This is a genomic window from Gloeocapsopsis sp. IPPAS B-1203 (assembly GCF_002749975.1).
In the GTDB taxonomy this organism is placed as follows: Bacteria; Cyanobacteriota; Cyanobacteriia; order Cyanobacteriales; family Chroococcidiopsidaceae; genus Gloeocapsopsis.
This window is the reverse complement of the sequence record NZ_PEIG01000002.1, coordinates 533837-551624: the sequence shown is the minus strand read 5'-3', so window position 1 is coordinate 551624 and position 17788 is coordinate 533837. Positions and strand designations below refer to the sequence as shown.

The following is a 17788-nucleotide window of genomic DNA, read 5'->3' as shown; positions in this document are numbered from 1 at the left end:
GGTGTTATACCGAAGTTGAGCAAATTTCTTGAAGATTATGGAATGAGATGCGATCGTAGAATCAGCAAGTAAATCAACACCTGGATGCGACGCGACTCGATATTTTATCAACTATTTCAACAATCGCCAAGTTTACTGTTTGAGCTAGGGATGAAATGCTATATGAACGAGTCATTGCTGAATCATCGCTATACTTTTACCGCAACCGTGCCCGATTTAGCGATTGGCAAGCGGTTGTAATTTATCCTTCACAGAGTATTGAACAAGGTGAGCTTTATCCGCATCGCTCATTTCTTAATGGTGGACAAGTACATCGCGTGTATCTCGATGAACTCGGCGATATCCGTTCCTTACCACTGGGAATAGCATTGATGGTATTGACCACATTAAACAAAACCCAAGCACTTGAACAAGCTAAGTATTTGTTAGCAAAGACTCGTCAACAAGTACCGCAACAAACTTCGCAAGCGATAATAGAGATGATTACAACGATCATCGCATACAAGTTTGTTCGCGCAGCGTGTGCGTAGCACAAACGACTAAATCGAACTGAGGTAGAATCGATGCTGGGAATAGCGCTCAAGAAAACACGGCTTTACCAAGATATTAAGGAAGAAGGACAACAGGAAGAAGCAGCGAATTTGACAATTCGACAGTTGAGTAAGCGATTTGGCAAAATTTCGGACGATCTACGTGCTTCAATTTCAGGTTTACCGCTGCCTGTTCTCGAAGACTTGAGTGAGGCATTGCTTGATTTTACAAGTTTAGCAGATTTGCAACCTTGGCTAGAAGCGCGATTGCTCAATCCAAATCTCACGCAATCAACTGACTAAATTTATCTGCGTTTGGCTTGGCGATAGTCGTTCGGACTCATACTAAATTTACGGCAAAAGGCTTTAGAAAAAGCACTGCGATCGCGATATCCTACGATTCGCGCAACTTCTTCTACTTTTAAATTACCTGTTCCTAACAATTGCTGTGCTTGCTCCAGGCGATAATCGTGCAAGTAACCAAATACTGTATTTCCAAATACTCGTCGAAATCCGCGTTTAAGTGTATAGTCATTCAGCCCAACTAAACGCGCTAGCTCAATGAGCGAAGGTGGATGATCTAAACGTTGTTGTAAAATTGTTTGTGCTTGATGAATTCGATCGACATCATCGAGTTTTAAGACTAACCGACAGTGTTCACCTCGTTGAATTTCAATTTCCTGTTCTACCATCAACGCCACTAATTCCATCACTTTACTTTCGAGATACAAGCGTTTGGTAATTCCTGCATACGGACATTGCAGAATTTGCTGTAGCGCTATCTGCATTTGTGGTGTCACTTTCCCGTAGCGATAAAAGTATTGCTGATGTGGTTGCTTAAATAAATGATGCAACTCTGGGGGAATACATTCGGTTGATTTGGCAAGATATAACTGAAATAATTCTGGTGCGATATGAATGTTGATAGATGAGATCCGCTGCTGTCTTAATTCCTCGCACAATCCACCTGTTGCAAATCCACTTCCGCAAAACCAATACAATCCAGAACAAACCTGTTCATCATTATTAACGTTGTAATTTCCAGAGAGAAGAAATCCGCACTGGATAGGATGTTCGTGTACATCAACCTTCTCAATTACATTATCGTGCAGTTGATAGTCATTAATTGTGATATCAATTCCTTCTTGATACTCAATGTTGCGTCGAAAACCTTTTCCTAACTTAGATGGATACTTCTGAATGACATCCAAAGGATCTAATGCATCGGCGTGTTGTAGTGTTGGATTGGCTTCTTGCCAAAGTTCATCAAGAGTTTGCTCGGAAACGGTGATGGTCATAGCGTCAGGATAATCTTTAATATAATTGCTGCTAAATAAGAATAATTTGCAGTATTATTGCACAAATCATCGTTTGATGCTGGTATGGAATGCGATCGCAACTTACTCACCATTCCCAAAAATCACCATAAGTTAGGATCGAGAGGATGATACAAACCTCTACAATCAATGACTCATGCAAGATAGCGATGTCGTCGTCATTGGCAGCGGTATCGGTGGTTTAACCGCTGCTGCTTTATTGTCGCGTTATGGCAAACGAGTCATTGTTTGCGAAAGTCACAACATCCCTGGCGGTGCAGCACACAGTTTTACGCGACGCGGATTTACTTTTGATTCAGGTCCTTCGTTCTACTGCGGTTTAAGTAACCCAAACAGTTACAATCCCTTACGACAAGTTCTAGACGTATTAGGAGAATCAATACAGTCCATCCCGTATGACCCACTAGGACACTACCACTTTCCTGAAGGGACTTTTGCCGTTTATAGCGCAATTGACAAGTATCTTGAAACAGTAGCCCAAATCACTCCCCAAGGTGCAAGGGAACTACAGCGATTTACGCAACGCTTGCTCCCACTGTATGAAGCTTTACAAGGTATTCCTACGCTTGCTTTAAGGGCAGATTGGCAAATTATCCCAACTTTATTAAAATACTTACCATCATTGCTCAAAATGCTACCGCATCTAGGAACGATTCAAAGTTCCGTAGGGCAAGTGATGGATCGCGAAGTACAAGATTCTTGGGTACGCCGATTAATTGACTTAGAATGCTTTTTACTTTCTGGTTTAAAAGCGCATGGCACAATTGCGCCAGAAGTTGCGTTTATGTTAGGGGAGCGATCGCACATTGGAGTAGATTATCCTGTTGGTGGTAGTGGTGCGATCGTTGATGCTTTAGTACGTGGGTTAAAACGTTGGGGTGGTGAATTGCGCTTGGGAACTCATGTCGAGCGCATCTTAGTAGAGTCGGGTAAAGTTGCTGGGGTACGCTTACGCAGCGGTGAAATTCTCAAAGCATCCGTAGTAATTTCCAATGCGTCAATTTGGGATACTTACAACACTTTATTGCAAGCGCAAGACTTACCCAGATCCTATCGCCAAGCTTCGTTAAAAACACCAGCGGTAGATAGTTTTATGCATCTTCATCTTGGGATTAAAGCTGAAGGTTTAGAGCATTTGACAGGTCATCATGTCGTCGTTCACGATCCACAACAAGATATCACCGCACCAGGTAACACGTGCATGATTTCGATTCCTTCGGTGTGGGATGCAACGCTTGCACCTTCAGGTCATCATGTTGTCCACGCTTACACATTAGAACCTTACAGCAATTGGCAGCACGATGATAATTATGAGAACAAGAAAAAAGCGCAATCGCAATCTTTATACAAAGCATTGGAGTGCATAATTCCCGATATTAGGCAACGAGTTGTTACAGAACTTATTGGTACACCATTAACTCATGCCTATTATTTACGACGGTATCAAGGTACGTATGGTCCTGCGATCGCCGCCGGTCAAGGGATGTTTCCTGGAGCTACCACACCGATACCAGGATTGTACCGCGTTGGCGATAGCACGATGCCTGGAATTGGCGTTCCTGCGGTTGCGGCTTCGGGCATTTTGTGTGCCAATACTTTAGTCACACCGCAACAAACAGCCGAAATCCTTTCTAATTATTAAGCTGGCACAATGAAGGGCAGAAGTTACAAAGCAAGCGTCAATGACTAATCCTATTCCCATTTCAACGCTTTTTATCGGATTGAGTGGTTTCATCGCTTTTGCGCTGTCTTATATTGTGGTAATGGAGCGAATGAGTACTAGAGTATGGCATGGCGGGTCGCAAGAAGAGGTAGCAACGCAGCCCAACTACCTCGATAAACCTAGCAAATGGGCAGCTTTTGTCGAAAACTATACGCAATCAGTTGCAACGAAAACGAGTGACGACGGAGTATTGCAACGAAAAGTCCGTGCTTTTGGCAATTTTACCGAGTATGTCCCGCTGGGGCTGCTGTTTCTTATGGCGTTGGAGTTAATGAAGTTGCCGACTTTGTTGATATGGCTGCTTGGAAGTGCGTTGATTATAGGACGAATTACCCATGCTTGGGGATTAATGACAACGTATGGACCATCCCCAGGTCGTGCTGTTGGATTTTTTCTGACTTGGTTCGTGTATTTAGTTGGTGCTGGTGTTTGCGTTTATTACGGTGTAGTTGGAGTTTTGTCGTAACTGCAAACCACCGATGGAGTTATGCGGCTGACAAACTAGAATTTCTACCAATAACTTCATGTTTTGTCCGCACTAACGCAGTTGTGTTAGATGCTATGCCAACCCACTTTAATCAAAAGCATAATAAACATTTCACAACTCTTCGGTCAAAATACCATGCAGAGTTAGCAACCATTGATAACAAGGCTCATCTATTGGAGCGATGTCTCTACGTAGCTGTGCCAAAGACTCTGTGTAAGCTGTAATCCAAGCTACAGCTAGTTCCTGTTCTGAAGCAGCTTCTTCTGTGGATGCACGTTCAAACTGTTCTTCAACCCACTCTGCAAAAGTCAAGATTTCTAAAGATATTCCATAAATCTCCTCAATCTCTTCACACCTAGGCTCTAACTCATCAAGCCTTTCTGGTTCAAGGCTTGTGACGAATCCAGTTCGCCTTATAGCGGAATGCACCTCCAACTTTTCTGATAATTCCTCAATTTCATCTCTTAAATATGACTTGCCATATTTGGCATCCCAGGCTTCTACAATTTGTCTATCCTCTAAAAGCTCAATATCACCAATATTTCCATGCTTTTTATTGGCTGAACGCATTTGTGAAAGTGGTTTCAAACTACTATTTGGGAAAACTTGGTAGTCTTGCATCGCTTGCATTAAGCTATGCATAGCAATTTCCATTAAGCGAGCGGCATAATCAGATTGGTTAATGTGGCGGAGAATGAAGTTTAATGCAATTTCTTGATTGATAACTGTTGCTTCAAAAAATATATTCAGTTCTTCAAGTATCTGGGAAGCAAGTCTTCTGAAATTTTGTGCTTGATTCAATAACTGTGAAAGAAGGTAGTGTAATGCAATATCAGGAGATAATTCGCCTTTTTCTGTAGCTTCAACAATGCTTACCCACTCAGAACGCGCACCCCGCAAATTTGCCTTATATACGGTTGAATATGGGTAGTTTTCTGCTAAGCTCCGAGTCATCATAAAACCGTCAGCATTTAGCCTGAGTAATTCATACTCTCGCAATACAGGTGTAATATACTTTTTATCGAGAGAACGCATAGAGATTCCGTCACGCCAAGAAAAATCTCTTGTACTTGCACTACCTTTATGTAATCTGGTATTCTGCTCCGGCTCAATTGACTTAACACATAACTGTAATATTGTAAGTCCTACTAATGCTCTACCAACTTCGCTAGTTACTGACTGAATTAACCGATCTAAAAGCAAACTGTGCGTTTGAGCTAAACTTGAAAAGTTAAGATTTGAGGATCTATCTCTACAAGCTAAAATTCGTCTTTCCAAATAACCGTTGGAGAGTTCTGCTGCTATTCTGGCATATCTCGCTTTTGCTGCTTGACTCATGCCTCCCTCATGGAAGGTTTGAACCGTACCGTCAGAAAGAATCAACTCGCTTCTATTGGCATAAACTCTCAAATGCAATTCACTCATAATGCCGTTATAGAACTTTGCGAAGTTGAACACTCTTGGGATTAAGCGTAGGAAAAGCGTAAGGGATCAGATATTCACCTAAAGGAATTTGGGGATTTGTATTATGGCTTCTAACTTCATAGCCAATAGCTCTTAAAGATTGTAGGTAAAAGACAACATCTTCTTCATTGACACCCCAATACTCTGCGAATTCTTTCACTTTTAGTTGAGCAGAAGTAGCAATACATCTAGTTACGCATTGAACAACTCGCCAAAATAAATCAATTTTCTCTTCACAATAGAAGTTCATAATCCCACTAATACGAGCATTGTACTGATAGTATCCAGATAGCTGAACTAAATCTGCTTTTCCTGTAGCTTCATTCAATTTTTCTTCAAAAGCTTTCCAAAGTGATGTAAAGACATGTGTGTTTAACTGTTTAGCGCATAGCTTCACTGAGTTTGTGCATAAAACCCAGTCATCATAACCACATGATGGATAAACATCAATGGAAAATTTATCTGGTTCATCCCAATTGCTGTTAGTGTTTGCTTTGATTATCCAGGAGGAGGAGTCTAATTCACAACTCAGGTGAATCTTTACGCTATTAGCAACTGGTTCCTCTATCCATGAAAAGTCATCAATTGATAAAAATCTTACAAACTCTCGTTTTTCCTCATAAATAGAAGCATCTAACCCTTTAACTTTTCCTTGTTTAGACAGTTCAATAATTGCAGCTTGAGCTTTTTGAAGGTAGGTTTTTGTCAATTTTCTCTTACGTTGCCTGAACCCTAGTTGCTTGTCTGGAGGTAAGTAAGCAAGATCAAAAGGTAAGTCAACATCCATAACCTGATCCAAGATGCTAAGGGCTAAAATTCTACCTAGCTGGGGAGGAACCGAATTGCCGATTTGCTCGATAGCAACTTGTCTATTACCAACTACTTCATAGGCATCAGGAATGGTTTGTAATCGCTTTAATTCAGGAATAAAAAATCTACGATTTTCCCAACTAAATGGACCAGTATATTGCCCACCTTGAGCCTTGATTGTTCGTACCGGCACATCCGGATCTGCTTTATAAAGAAAGTCAGAAAATTTGGATCTCCAACTAAAAATAGGGCTAGGATAGCCCATTTCTTTCGTATAAAAGCTATAGTTGAGACCAGGAGGAATATCATCAAGTAAATGACCAAATCGTCCACCCAATCCCGCTTCTATATCTGAAGTGTCCGAACCTTCAACGGCTTGTGCTGCGGAGTAGTACGGTTGTTGAGCAAGGGAATCAAAGCCGTGAGTAGGATAGGGAAACAAGTATTTTCCCTGTTTCACTCCAACTATAAATAAGCGTTCCCTATGTTGGGGAACACCATAATCAGCAGCATCTAAAATTCGGAAGTAAATACTATATCCAACTTCTTTGAATGCTTCTTGAATTTCTTGCCATGCCTCACCTTTGTTCGCACCAGTAATTCCATATACATTCTCAAATAAAAAGCCTTTTGGTTGAAGTAACTTTAAGATGCGAACATATTCTTGAAATAGCGTCCCTCTACTGTCAGTTGTTCCAGCTACCCCAGCAGCTCTACGTCCAGCCGCAGAAAAAGTTTGACATGGTGGACCTCCGATTACAAAATCAACTTTAAGATCTGGAGCAGGAACATAATTTCTGATGTCCATGCAAATTGGTTCAGAACCTTCTAGCCACTTTCCTAATTGAGCATTTTTTTGCAGTGTTTGAACGTATTTAGCTTCCAGTTCAACCATTTTAACTATCTCGAAGCCAGCGTCGTGAAACGCAATATCTAAACCGCCTCCACCAGAAAACAAACTCAGAGTTTTAACTGGAGCGATACCCCATTGCCGTAATCTCTGACGAAGAGATTTGCCAAAATTGTCAGTCCAAGCAGGCTCCTGTCTTACTTCGAGGACTGATAGGAGATTTTGAAACCACTGTGGATTGACTGGCTTGGAGTCAGGTAGTTCAAGAGCAAGGGACAACTGTTGCATTACGTTTGTTTGCTTATGTATCGAAGACAAAAAGTACTCTTAGAGTGGAGAAAGATCGAGCTTATCATCCATATCTCGAATAGTACAAGAGAACCAATACACTTCGATGGTTAACGGGCATCTAACAAGTCATTAGAGCGAACGGTATAACATCACTGCTACGTTTGAAAAATATTGCGCTGCCACTCAGATTATTTTAGTAAGTGGCTGGCTTTGTTCTAGTCACTACACACCAGCCACGCATCAGTTTTACTTATCCAACTGTGGCTGAAAGTGGCTGAGTTGCTGCTTTCAACACATCAGCTTTATCGGTGCGTTCCCATGGCAAATCTAAATCGGTGCGACCAAAATGACCGTAAGCTGCGACGTCCTGATAAAAACGTCCGCCTCGTTCAGATGGTAGCTTTTGTAAGTTGAAAGCATGGATAATGCCCGCAGGACGTAGTTCAAAATGTTGTTTGACTAATTCCAGTAAGCGGTCTTCTTCAACTTTACCCGTACCAAAGGTTTCCACTAAGATACTAACTGGTCGTGCAACACCGATCGCATAACTTAGTTGTACTTCACACTTTTCTGCCAACCCAGCAGCAACAATATTTTTAGCGACATAACGACACGCATAAGCCGCACTGCGGTCTACCTTTGTGGGATCTTTGCCTGAAAAAGCCCCACCACCATGACGCGAATAACCACCGTAGGTATCCACAATAATTTTGCGTCCAGTGAGTCCTGAGTCGCCTTGCGGACCACCGATCACAAATTTACCAGTAGGATTCACTAAAAAGCGTGTATTGTCATCCGGCTTAATTGCAATATCAGCAAAAACAGGTTCGACTACCGCTGTCCATAAATCAGCTTTGATTTTGGCTTGTACAGCGTCGGTGTCGGTGAGATCGCCAATTGTTGCTGTATGCTGCGTAGAAATGAGGATTGTGTCAATTCCGACTGGACGTCCATCTTCATAAGCAACGGTGACTTGAGTTTTACCATCAGGACGAAGGTAAGGTAAATCTCCTGTTTTGCGTACAGCAGCTAAGCGGCGGGAAATTCGGTGTGCCAAACTAATTGGTAAAGGCATCAATTCTGGTGTTTCGTTGCAAGCAAAGCCAAACATGATACCTTGGTCGCCAGCACCGATCGCATCGAATTGTTCCTCGCTATCTTGTTGCCGACTTTCGTGTGCTGTATTCACACCTTGGGCAATATCGGGCGATTGTTCATCTAAAGCGACTAAAACCGCACAACTATTGTCAGAAAAGCCATTATTAGCATCGGTATAGCCAATATCAGCAATTTTCTTCCGCGCAATATCAACGTAGTTGACGTGGGCTGTGGTGCTGATTTCTCCGGTAATCAGGACTAAACCAGTATTGACGACAACTTCTGCTGCAACGCGGCTAGCAGGATCTTGTGCTAGTAGCGTATCTAAAATCGTGTCAGAAATTTGATCGCAGATTTTGTCTGGATGTCCTTCTGTGACTGATTCAGAAGTAAAGAAATAACGACGAGACAAAGGCATCTCCTTAACTTATGATGTATTAGCGTCGATGTTTGTATGATGTTAGTCTGCCATCATCACAACATCTCTAATATACGGATAAGTTAAGAATAAAGGATGATTGCAGAAGTGGGCGAACATTTAGTCGGATTGCCAAATCTTAATTTCGTTAAGTTGCGCGATCGCGACATCGGCTGAGTGTAAATGTGCTGCAGTTCTCCAGGAAATGCCAATACACCCTGCTGCACCAGCATTGCGTGCCATTTCGATATCGCCAAGCGAATCTCCTACCATCAAGGTATTCTGAGGTGCAACTTCTAGTTTTTGGCAAGCTTGAATAAATAATGCTGGATCGGGTTTACTTGGTCCTCGATCGACTCCCATTTGCAATTGTACGTAGTCTTGTAACTGATGGCGTTCAACAAAGGCTTTTACGCGTTGTGTTGAAGCTGCCGAAAGAATTCCTAGTTTTAAACCCGCTAGTGATAGATACTGTAAAACTTCCAATGAACCAACAAATAAGGGTGAAGGCGTCGTCCCAATCACTTGATCGGCTTCCATAAACGCATTGTGCGCGATCGCCCGTGACTCTAACCACCCCCGCCCTGTTTCAGCAATGTAAGCTGCTGCGGCAATTTCAGTTTCGTAACGGCTACCAACAGCAAGTAATCCTGTCGGATCGAGGCGATCGCCATTAATTCCAAACGCCATTAATAATGGTTCTCCAATTCCTGGAATTTGCGCATCAATTAAGCGCGATCGCTTTTGCCCCAAGGAACGCAAATATTCTTCAGAATCTTCTAGCGTGCCGTCTTTATCAAAGATGATTGCTTGGATATTTTGAAAAGTTATATGTTTACACTGAATTGTAACCAAACAAGATACCTCGCTGATAATGCTACTGTTATTCTGATTAAAACTCGTCTAAAACTCAATTTGCGGCTCATTGCACGAAGTGTGCCTGTACGTTTGATTTGTGTAACTCACAGACTATAGCAGAGGTCAGAGGTCAGGGTCGAAAGTCAGTTAAAGTAATGGTTATTCGTACCTTGAATGTCCTAACTACCCCAACAAGACTGCTATAAAATCTAGGGCTTGAGAAATAAAAAAAGAGGGTTTATCCCTCTTTTTTTAAACATGTATTGTTGCTACTTTCTCCGCAAAAATAAACTTACTCCTCGTCAATAGCAGCCGGAATTTCTTCTTCAATAGCAGTAGGAATTTCTTCTTCAGTAGCAGCCGGAATTTCTTCATCCACTGCTTCAGTTTCTTCTAAAGTTATTCCTTGTTGTTTAGCAAGCATCTGCTCTCGATACTTAGCAGCCATTTCCTCTGCTTTGTCATATACCAGGTCACGGTTTTTAATCATGTCTCCTGGTTCTGGTTCTAGCTGTTTCGTAGACAGCGAAATCCGACCGCGTTCAGCGTCTAAATCAATGATCATAACTTTCACTTCATCATTGACGTTAAACACGCTATGAGGCGTATCAATGTGATCGTGCGAAATTTCAGAAATGTGCAGCAAACCGCTCACGCCACCGATATCAATAAATGCACCGTAAGGCTTAATTCCGCGTACAGTACCAATAACGACCTCACCGACTTCTAGACGGTTCATCTTGCGTTCAACCAAGGCTCTGCGATGCGAAAGAACCAAGCGGTTGCGGTCTTCATCTACTTCTAAAAACTTGAGTGGTAGTTCTTCGCCGACTAAGTCTTCCTTGGGCTTACGAGTACTGATATGCGATCCTGGGATAAAACCCCGTAGACCTTCAATGCGAACTAATGCGCCACCACGGTTTGTTGCAAAGACATTAGAGCGCACAGTAGCATCTTCAGTTTGCAACTGGCGTACCCGTTCCCACGCCCGCATATACTCGATCCGGCGAATTGACAGCGTTAGCTGACCATCTTCATTTTCATCGGTAAGAATAAAGAATTCCCGTGTTTCGTTCGATTGTAAAACTTCTTCTGGGGAATCTACGCGGTTAATTGACATCTCCTGAATGGGGATGTATGCCGCTGTTTTCGCACCAATGTCAATCAGAGCGCCTCTAGGCTCGATACTGAATACTGTCCCAGCTACCGTATCCCCAGGACTAAAGTGATAATCGTACTTATCGAGTAGAGCAGCGAAATCTTCGTGAGTAAAACCAATTTCTGCGACAGTTTGTTTCTGATTGACCATGCTAATGTGTTCCTGGTAGTTAGTCTCCGTAAGTTTATGCCTCCTATCGATGTATATGCACGCTACTTCTTTAACAGCGCTTCACACCTACATCTTTAATTAATCCTAGCGTAGGAAAGCCAAATCTATACGCACAAGTATTCAGACCCTCCATTATACCTGATGATCACGAATGAGTGAATTCATAATCGTTGATGGCTTCTGCTGCGATGTCAGTTGCTGCGGAACTGTTACGGTGTGACAGATCTTCTAAAGTATCTACAAAATCACGAATGCTTTGAAATTGGCGATATACCGAAGCAAATCGAACGTAAGCTACCTCACTGAGTGACTTGAGGTGCTGCAAAACCAATTCTCCAATTTCTAGACTAGTGACTTCGCGTGAAGTGCGTTGTTGAAGCTCAGATTCAATTTCATCTACTAATGCTTCGAGTTGTACTGTAGAAATACCTGTTTTGTGACAAGCTTGAACCATGCCTCGCAGAAGTTTTGAGCGATCAAAACACTCGCGATCGCCATTTTGTTTCAGAACTGTAATGGGGAGAAACTCAATACGCTCATAGGTTGTAAAGCGACGTTGACAATTGAGGCAATCACGTCGCCTACGGATACTTTGTCCTGCTTCTGTTACTCGTGATTCCAACACCCGATGATTAGGATGTTGGCAGAATGGACAGCGCATAAAAAATGCATCTTTAAAAGAATTTACTCTTAAGACTTTATTTACCTTAATACAAGGCAAAATGCAAACAATCCGCCACTATCACAATCGGTAGCAGCGGTTGTCACTTGTATCCCTAGCTAGAACTAAAAGGGATGACTATTTCTTTTGAATGCGAGGGGGTTCGCGAAAGGCGATCGCAAAGAACAGAGTTCCGATTGCCAAGGCAAGAATTAAAATGTAAGCAACGCTTTCCATAGGACAATTTTCTAATTACAAGCTGAGCTGATATTGATAGTTTACCAAGCAAAAGAAAAGAACGGTTTAAAAAACTACTAAGGCTATGATTGCCACAGCAATTATTTACCGTTCTTTACAATTTATGTTAAAGCACTAAACAGCTTCTTTCTTTCTGGTTGTCTTGTCACCCAATTTCTGGAATAGACCAAACTCGACTTGCTCTTCTAGATCTGCTTCAATTCCAGCAAATACGTCGCGGAAGATTGTCCGAGAACCATGCCAGAGATGACCAAAGAAGAATAACAAAGCAAAAGTAGCGTGTGCAAAAGTAAACCAACCTCTAGGAGAAGTACGGAATACACCATCAGGCTTAGCAATAGCAAGATCGCCAAATCGAGTACTTTGATCGCCATCAAACAAGAATGGTTCACCTAATTGAGCTTGACGAGCATACTTTTTCACATCAGTTGGATCTGTAAAAGTTTGTCCACCTAACTCACCGCCATAAAAGCTAACGGTAATTCCTGCTTGTTCAAAGCTGTATTTAGATTCTGCTCGACGGAAAGGAATGTCAGCACGGACAATACCATCTGCGTCAGTTAAGAGTACAGGGAAAGTTTCAAAGAATGCAGGCATCCGACGGACAAATAATTCACGCCCTTCTGCATCTTTAAAGACCGGATGACCCAACCAACCCAAAGCAACGCCATTAGTTTTATTCATCGGACCTACACGGAATAGACCACCTTTAGCAGGGTTATTACCGATGTAGTCGTAGAAGGCAAGCTTTTCAGGAATCTCTGCCCAAGCCTCAGATAAAGAAGCTCCCTCTGCTACACTCGCTTGTACACGACGGTCAATTTCTTGTTTGAAATAACCATCATCCCATTGATAACGGGTAGGACCAAACAATTCGATTGGTGTAGTCGCGTTGCCGTACCACATAGTCCCAGCAACGACAAAGGCAGCGAAGAATACTGCGGCAATACTGCTAGCAAGTACGGTTTCAATATTACCCATCCGTAAGGCTTTGTACAGCCGTTCAGGTGGTCTTACTGAAAGGTGAAATAAGCCAGCAATAATACCAACGATCCCAGCAGCAATGTGGTGTGCCACTACGCCGCCAGGGTTGAAGGGGTTAAACCCTGCAGGTCCCCATTCCGGCGCTACAGGCTGAACGCTACCAGTCAAGCCATATGGGTCAGACACCCACATTCCTGGACCAAATAGTCCGGTAAGGTGGAACGCACCAAAACCAAAGCACAATAGACCAGATAAAAACAAGTGGATGCCAAACATTTTCGGCAAATCAAGCGCGGGTTCGCCGGTGCGCGGATCTCTAAACAGTTCTAAATCCCAGTAAACCCAGTGCCAAACGGCAGCTAAGAATAACAGCCCAGATAGAATAATATGGGCAGCAGCAACGCCTTCAAATGACCAAATTCCAGGGTCAGTTACAGCACTCCCTGTAACATTCCAGCCTCCCCAGGAACCGGTAACGCCTAAGCGTGCCATAAAGGGCAGCACGTACATTCCCTGCCGCCACATGGGGTTGAGAACCGGATCGCTGGAGTCAAAAATTGCTAATTCATACAGGGCCATAGAACCAGCCCAACCTGCGACAAGTGCAGTATGCATGAGGTGTACAGAAATCAATCGCCCTGGATCATTCAAGACGACTGTGTGTACTCGGTACCAGGGTAGTCCCATCGACTACGATCCTCCAAGGGTGAATTATGTCTACAACGCAATTTTTCAACTTTTTGTTATTACCAGGTGCTTGCTAGAAAACGTCACTGCGTGTTGACAGATTGTCTTCATAATCAAGCAAAGGAAATACAAACAAAAATGAGAATTATTAAAAAAGTGTAACTATGTCCTGTGCCGATTGCAAGAGCGATCCCATCTGGGTGTGGGACTTATTGGACAACTAATTGAATACTCTTTAACTGACACATTGCCTCGGCTGCGCCTAGTCGCTCAATGACTTGTTCGGCACTAATCAAGCGTTTGAGGACTACTTGACCAATTTTTTGAGCTGTGGAGTTATCTTGAGTATTCACTATCGGTTTGACCTCTACAGTTAATACTACGTCTTCGACGCAATATAACCACAACTTTTCACTGGCTTCTACGAGACAAATATTTAAGCGTTGGATATTTGGTTGACGCCGCCATGCGGTTTCGTTCCATAGACCATCAGATGCCCATACTCGGCAGACTGTCCAGCCATCAGTGAGAAAGAAGTATTTCACAAGCTTCTGTAGCTATACTCAGGGGGACTTGCTGTTTAAAATAGCGTGAAAAGTTATCAAAGCGATTAGCTGTTAGCTGTTAGCAATTAGCTTAACTTAAGCTTCAAGACAAAAGTTGTGTTTATCGGCTTGACACAATGAGGCAAGCTTTTTGACAATGAGTAGTGTTGCTGAATGTTTGGTGAGTTGTAAACGACGAACGATTAGAATTAAATATAAGTCCTTAGCTGCCCGATTTAAAGCCATAGCTTATGCGATCGCTCACCAATGTAGAATTTATCGACGCGTTTGATGTCATCGTTGTCGGAGCAGGTCATGCCGGTTGTGAAGCTGCCCTAGCTACTGCGCGATTGGGTTGTCGGACGCTACTTTTGACGCTTAACTTAGATAAAATTGCCTGGCAACCGTGTAATCCTGCTGTGGGAGGTCCTGCCAAATCGCAGTTGACACATGAAGTCGATGCTTTGGGTGGAGAAATCGGCAAAATGGCAGACCGTACCTACCTGCAAAAGCGGATACTTAACTCTTCTCGCGGACCTGCTGTGTGGGCATTACGCGCTCAAACTGATAAGCGGGAATATGCAGCGGTGATGAAAGGCATTGTCGAGAACCAAGAAAACTTGACGATTCGCGAAGCGATGGTGACAGATTTGGTATTGGGGGCGAATGATGAAATTGTAGGGGTTGAAACTTACTTTGGTGTGGGTTTCAAATCTCCCACAGTGATCTTAACGACTGGAACATTTCTTGGCGGTCGCATTTGGGTCGGCAATAAATCAATGCCAGCAGGACGCGCAGGGGAATTTGCAGCAGAGGGACTAACGGAGACACTCAATTCTCTAGGCTTTGAAACCGGACGATTAAAAACAGGAACACCAGCACGAGTTGATAAGCGATCGCTCGATTACACTCAATTAGAACCCCAACCAGGCGACTCAGAAGTTCGTTGGTTCAGTTTTGACCCGAATGTGTGGGTAGAACGCGAGCAAATGCCTTGTTACCTCACACGCACTACTGCCCAAACACATCAATTGATCCGCGATAACCTTCATTTATCGCCAGTTTATGGCGGCTGGGTAGATGCCAAAGGACCGCGCTACTGCCCCAGTATTGAAGATAAAATTGTCCGCTTTGCTGATAAAGAAAGCCATCAAATCTTTATTGAACCAGAAGGACGCGATATTCCGGAACTGTATATTCAAGGCTTTTCGACAGGCTTACCTGAAGCACTGCAACTCCAGATGCTGCGCACGCTTCCAGGACTCGAAAATTGCGTGATGCTGCGTCCAGCTTATGCAGTGGAATATGACTACTTACCCGCAACGCAATGTTACCCGACGCTCATGACGAAGAAAGTCGCGGGGTTATTTTGTGCTGGACAAATTAACGGTACAACAGGCTACGAAGAAGCAGCAGCCCAGGGAATCGTTGCTGGGATCAATGCCGTTCGTTATGTGCGGCATCAGGAAATGGTCGTTTTTCCTCGCGAACAAAGTTATATCGGTACCCTAGTAGACGATTTGTGTACCAAAGATCTCCGCGAACCTTATCGGATGCTGACTAGCCGTTCAGAATATCGATTGTTACTGCGTTCTGATAATGCCGATCAGCGTTTGACACCGTTAGGGCGTGAAATTGGGTTAGTTGACGATCGTCGGTGGGAACTTTTTACCCGCAAACAAACAAATATTGCAGCGGAAAAAGAACGACTCTATGCTACACGCGTGAAAGAACACGAACCGGTAGGGCAAGCGATCGCCGCAACAACACAACAAGCAATCAAAGGCTCAATCACACTCGCTGACTTATTGCGACGTCCTGGATTTCACTATAAAAACCTCGAACATCATGGTTTAGGGAATCCCGATCTTGATGTGGTGGAGAAAGAAGGTGCTGAAATTGATATCAAATATTCTGGCTATTTGCAGCGTCAACAAAATCAAATTGACCAAATCTCGCGGCAATCACACCGTCCACTATCACCGGATTTAGATTATGCTGCCATCGAAACTCTCTCAAAAGAAGCACGCGAGAAACTTACTAAAGTACGACCTCTGACAATTGGGCAAGCTGCAAGAATTGGTGGTGTAAACCCTGCTGATGTCAATGCGTTGCTCGTCTATCTAGAGGTACGTTCGCGGAGAGCGAGTGCGAATGAATTCGCTGCTATATAAACAAAGTCTACCTCCGTGGACTTAATCGTAAAAATTTTGTATTTAGTGTACGAAGGTACACTTTGCTCGGATAGCCCTGACTTTAGTCGGAGGAATGCCATTCATACAGGAGGTTTAATACACCGAAGGAACAGTACACAGTGGACGTTGTTGTTACGGGTATTGGTTTAGTTTCGTCTTTAGGTACAAACTTAGAGACAAGCTGGTACAACCTAGTTGCTGGAAGTTCTGGAATTCGAGTACAACAACCATTTGCTGAACTCAAACCACGACCATTAGCACTTATAACGCAACAACCTGCTAATTTAAGCTATATCACTCAGTTGGTCGTTTCTGCTGCGATTAAAGATGCAGGGTTAGAATTACCATTACCAGAGTGTGGTTTAGTTATTGGCTCAAGTCGCAGTCATCAAGCATGGTGGGAAAATTTGGCGCGACAGTATCAGAGTCAGCACGATCTGCAACAATTAGAACACTGGTTAGAAACATTACCGCATACACCAGCGATCGCAGCTGCACGTCAAATTAAAACAAAAAATGCGGTTCTAGCACCTATGGCAGCCTGTTCAACTGGAATCTGGGCAATTGCGCAGGCTTATGAATTAATTCAAATCGGACAATGCCAAAGTGCGATCGCAGGTGCGGTAGAAGCAGCAATTACACCATTAACATTAGCTGGTTTTCAAAAAATGGGAGCACTAGCACACACTGGTGCTTATCCTTTTGATCGGAATCGCGAAGGATTGGTGTTAGGAGAAGGCGCGGCTGTTTTTGTATTGGAATCAGCACACTCAGCACAAGAACGTCAAGCAAAAATCTACGGTCAAATTCTTGGTTTTGGTTTGATGTGTGATGCGTATCATGCCAATACACCAGAACCGAGAAGCAAAAGTGCGATCGCATCTGTTAAACAATGTTTAGAACGTAGTAAATTATCTCCAACAGAAATTGATTATATTCACGCCCACGGTACGGCAACCAAGCTTAACGATCAAAACGAAGCGAATTTACTCCAAACTGTCTTTCCCCAAGGAGTTGCTGTCAGTTCTACAAAAGGATCTACAGGACACACTTTAGGGGCTTCTGGGGCTTTAGGTACAGCTTTTTGCCTAATGGCATTACACCATCAGTTATTACCACCATGCGTGGGCTTACAAGTACCGGAGTTTGATTTAGATTTTGTCACTACACCGCGTCAAGGTAAAATTCGCTCGGCTCTTTGTTTGAGTTTTGGTTTTGGCGGACAAAATGCTGTAATAGCTTTGGGAAAATTTAATCCTTGA

At 43.2% G+C, this 17788-nt stretch carries 17 protein-coding genes and 1 pseudogene; 7 read left to right on the top strand and 11 right to left on the bottom strand.

Features of this window, described 5'->3' with window-relative positions; all coding sequences use genetic code 11:
• Window positions 1-84: 84 nt before the first annotated feature.
• From CSQ79_RS28595 to CSQ79_RS28585, 3 genes and pseudogenes are all read left to right on the top strand, one after another.
• Window positions 85-156: pseudogene (locus tag CSQ79_RS28595) on the top strand (DUF2887 domain-containing protein); the annotation flags it as partial.
• Window positions 156-530 (top strand): DUF2887 domain-containing protein, encoded by a 375-nt coding sequence (locus CSQ79_RS28590; RefSeq protein ID WP_354000894.1) that lies wholly within the window; start codon window positions 156-158, stop codon window positions 528-530. The pseudogene CSQ79_RS28595 and the gene CSQ79_RS28590, both read left to right, overlap by 1 nt.
• A 33-nt stretch (window positions 531-563) precedes the next feature.
• Entirely contained in the window at window positions 564-833 is a 270-nt protein-coding gene (locus CSQ79_RS28585) for a DUF4351 domain-containing protein (protein ID WP_354000893.1), read from the top strand.
• A gap of 2 nt (window positions 834-835) precedes the next feature.
• Here CSQ79_RS28585 and CSQ79_RS05950 read toward each other — a convergent pair whose 3' ends face one another.
• Window positions 836-1828 (bottom strand): helix-turn-helix domain-containing protein, encoded by a 993-nt coding sequence (locus tag CSQ79_RS05950; RefSeq protein ID WP_099700253.1) that lies wholly within the window; start codon window positions 1826-1828, stop codon window positions 836-838.
• A 175-nt stretch (window positions 1829-2003) separates the two neighbouring features.
• Between CSQ79_RS05950 and CSQ79_RS05945 the strand changes: the two genes are divergently transcribed.
• Both CSQ79_RS05945 and CSQ79_RS05940 read left to right on the top strand, forming a co-directional pair.
• A complete protein-coding gene (locus CSQ79_RS05945) occupies window positions 2004-3509 on the top strand; it encodes a phytoene desaturase family protein (RefSeq protein ID WP_099700252.1) in 1506 nt (501 codons plus the stop codon).
• 40 nt (window positions 3510-3549) lie between these two features.
• Entirely contained in the window at window positions 3550-4056 is a 507-nt protein-coding gene (locus CSQ79_RS05940) for an MAPEG family protein (protein ID WP_099700251.1), read from the top strand.
• 132 nt (window positions 4057-4188) lie between these two features.
• On the opposite strand, the gene CSQ79_RS05935 is transcribed toward CSQ79_RS05940, so the two are convergent.
• The 10 genes from CSQ79_RS05935 to CSQ79_RS27460 all read right to left on the bottom strand — a co-directional run bounded on the left by CSQ79_RS05935 (window position 4189) and on the right by CSQ79_RS27460 (window position 14577).
• On the bottom strand, window positions 4189-5502 hold the full coding sequence (locus tag CSQ79_RS05935) for a hypothetical protein (protein WP_099700250.1): 1314 nt from the start codon (window positions 5500-5502) through the stop codon (window positions 4189-4191).
• Window positions 5503-5509: 7 nt separating this feature from the next.
• Complete coding sequence (locus tag CSQ79_RS05930) at window positions 5510-7489, bottom strand: DNA cytosine methyltransferase (protein ID WP_099700249.1); 1980 nt, start codon at window positions 7487-7489, stop codon at window positions 5510-5512.
• 253 nt (window positions 7490-7742) lie between these two features.
• On the bottom strand, window positions 7743-9002 hold the full coding sequence (metK, locus tag CSQ79_RS05925; RefSeq protein WP_289500647.1) for a methionine adenosyltransferase: 1260 nt from the start codon (window positions 9000-9002) through the stop codon (window positions 7743-7745).
• A 126-nt stretch (window positions 9003-9128) separates the two neighbouring features.
• Complete coding sequence (locus CSQ79_RS05920; protein ID WP_099700247.1) at window positions 9129-9863, bottom strand: HAD family hydrolase; 735 nt, start codon at window positions 9861-9863, stop codon at window positions 9129-9131.
• 295 nt (window positions 9864-10158) lie between these two features.
• Window positions 10159-11175, bottom strand: a complete 1017-nt coding sequence (locus CSQ79_RS05915) for a 30S ribosomal protein S1 (protein WP_099700246.1) — start codon at window positions 11173-11175, stop codon at window positions 10159-10161.
• A 166-nt stretch (window positions 11176-11341) separates the two neighbouring features.
• Window positions 11342-11857, bottom strand: a complete 516-nt coding sequence (gene nrdR / locus CSQ79_RS05910) for a transcriptional regulator NrdR (RefSeq protein ID WP_099700245.1) — start codon at window positions 11855-11857, stop codon at window positions 11342-11344.
• A 138-nt stretch (window positions 11858-11995) separates the two neighbouring features.
• Window positions 11996-12094, bottom strand: a complete 99-nt coding sequence (locus CSQ79_RS05905; RefSeq protein ID WP_015188476.1) for a photosystem II reaction center protein T — start codon at window positions 12092-12094, stop codon at window positions 11996-11998.
• Between the two features lie 135 nt (window positions 12095-12229).
• Window positions 12230-13786, bottom strand: a complete 1557-nt coding sequence (gene psbB, locus CSQ79_RS05900; RefSeq protein ID WP_099700244.1) for a photosystem II chlorophyll-binding protein CP47 — start codon at window positions 13784-13786, stop codon at window positions 12230-12232.
• 209 nt (window positions 13787-13995) lie between these two features.
• On the bottom strand, window positions 13996-14331 hold the full coding sequence (locus tag CSQ79_RS05895; protein WP_099700243.1) for a hypothetical protein: 336 nt from the start codon (window positions 14329-14331) through the stop codon (window positions 13996-13998).
• Between the two features lie 96 nt (window positions 14332-14427).
• Entirely contained in the window at window positions 14428-14577 is a 150-nt protein-coding gene (locus CSQ79_RS27460; protein WP_289500640.1) for a hypothetical protein, read from the bottom strand.
• Between the two features lie 5 nt (window positions 14578-14582).
• Here CSQ79_RS27460 and mnmG point away from each other — a divergent pair, with 5 nt between their 5' ends.
• Both mnmG and CSQ79_RS05885 read left to right on the top strand, forming a co-directional pair.
• On the top strand, window positions 14583-16505 hold the full coding sequence (mnmG, locus tag CSQ79_RS05890; RefSeq protein ID WP_099700242.1) for a tRNA uridine-5-carboxymethylaminomethyl(34) synthesis enzyme MnmG: 1923 nt from the start codon (window positions 14583-14585) through the stop codon (window positions 16503-16505).
• 140 nt (window positions 16506-16645) lie between these two features.
• A complete protein-coding gene (locus tag CSQ79_RS05885; RefSeq protein WP_099700241.1) occupies window positions 16646-17788 on the top strand; it encodes a beta-ketoacyl-ACP synthase in 1143 nt (380 codons plus the stop codon).

Coding starts and splice junctions, on each gene's coding strand:
- CSQ79_RS28590 (WP_354000894.1), top strand. CDS start 156: ATGCTATATGAACGAGTCATTGCTGAATCATCGCTATACTTTTACCGC.
- CSQ79_RS28585 (WP_354000893.1), top strand. CDS start 564: ATGCTGGGAATAGCGCTCAAGAAAACACGGCTTTACCAAGATATTAAG.
- CSQ79_RS05950 (WP_099700253.1), bottom strand. CDS start 1,828: ATGACCATCACCGTTTCCGAGCAAACTCTTGATGAACTTTGGCAAGAA.
- CSQ79_RS05945 (WP_099700252.1), top strand. CDS start 2,004: ATGCAAGATAGCGATGTCGTCGTCATTGGCAGCGGTATCGGTGGTTTA.
- CSQ79_RS05940 (WP_099700251.1), top strand. CDS start 3,550: ATGACTAATCCTATTCCCATTTCAACGCTTTTTATCGGATTGAGTGGT.
- CSQ79_RS05935 (WP_099700250.1), bottom strand. CDS start 5,502: ATGAGTGAATTGCATTTGAGAGTTTATGCCAATAGAAGCGAGTTGATT.
- CSQ79_RS05930 (WP_099700249.1), bottom strand. CDS start 7,489: ATGCAACAGTTGTCCCTTGCTCTTGAACTACCTGACTCCAAGCCAGTC.
- CSQ79_RS05915 (WP_099700246.1), bottom strand. CDS start 11,175: ATGGTCAATCAGAAACAAACTGTCGCAGAAATTGGTTTTACTCACGAA.
- nrdR (WP_099700245.1), bottom strand. CDS start 11,857: ATGCGCTGTCCATTCTGCCAACATCCTAATCATCGGGTGTTGGAATCA.
- CSQ79_RS05905 (WP_015188476.1), bottom strand. CDS start 12,094: ATGGAAAGCGTTGCTTACATTTTAATTCTTGCCTTGGCAATCGGAACT.
- psbB (WP_099700244.1), bottom strand. CDS start 13,786: ATGGGACTACCCTGGTACCGAGTACACACAGTCGTCTTGAATGATCCA.
- CSQ79_RS27460 (WP_289500640.1), bottom strand. CDS start 14,577: ATGGCTTTAAATCGGGCAGCTAAGGACTTATATTTAATTCTAATCGTT.
- mnmG (WP_099700242.1), top strand. CDS start 14,583: ATGCGATCGCTCACCAATGTAGAATTTATCGACGCGTTTGATGTCATC.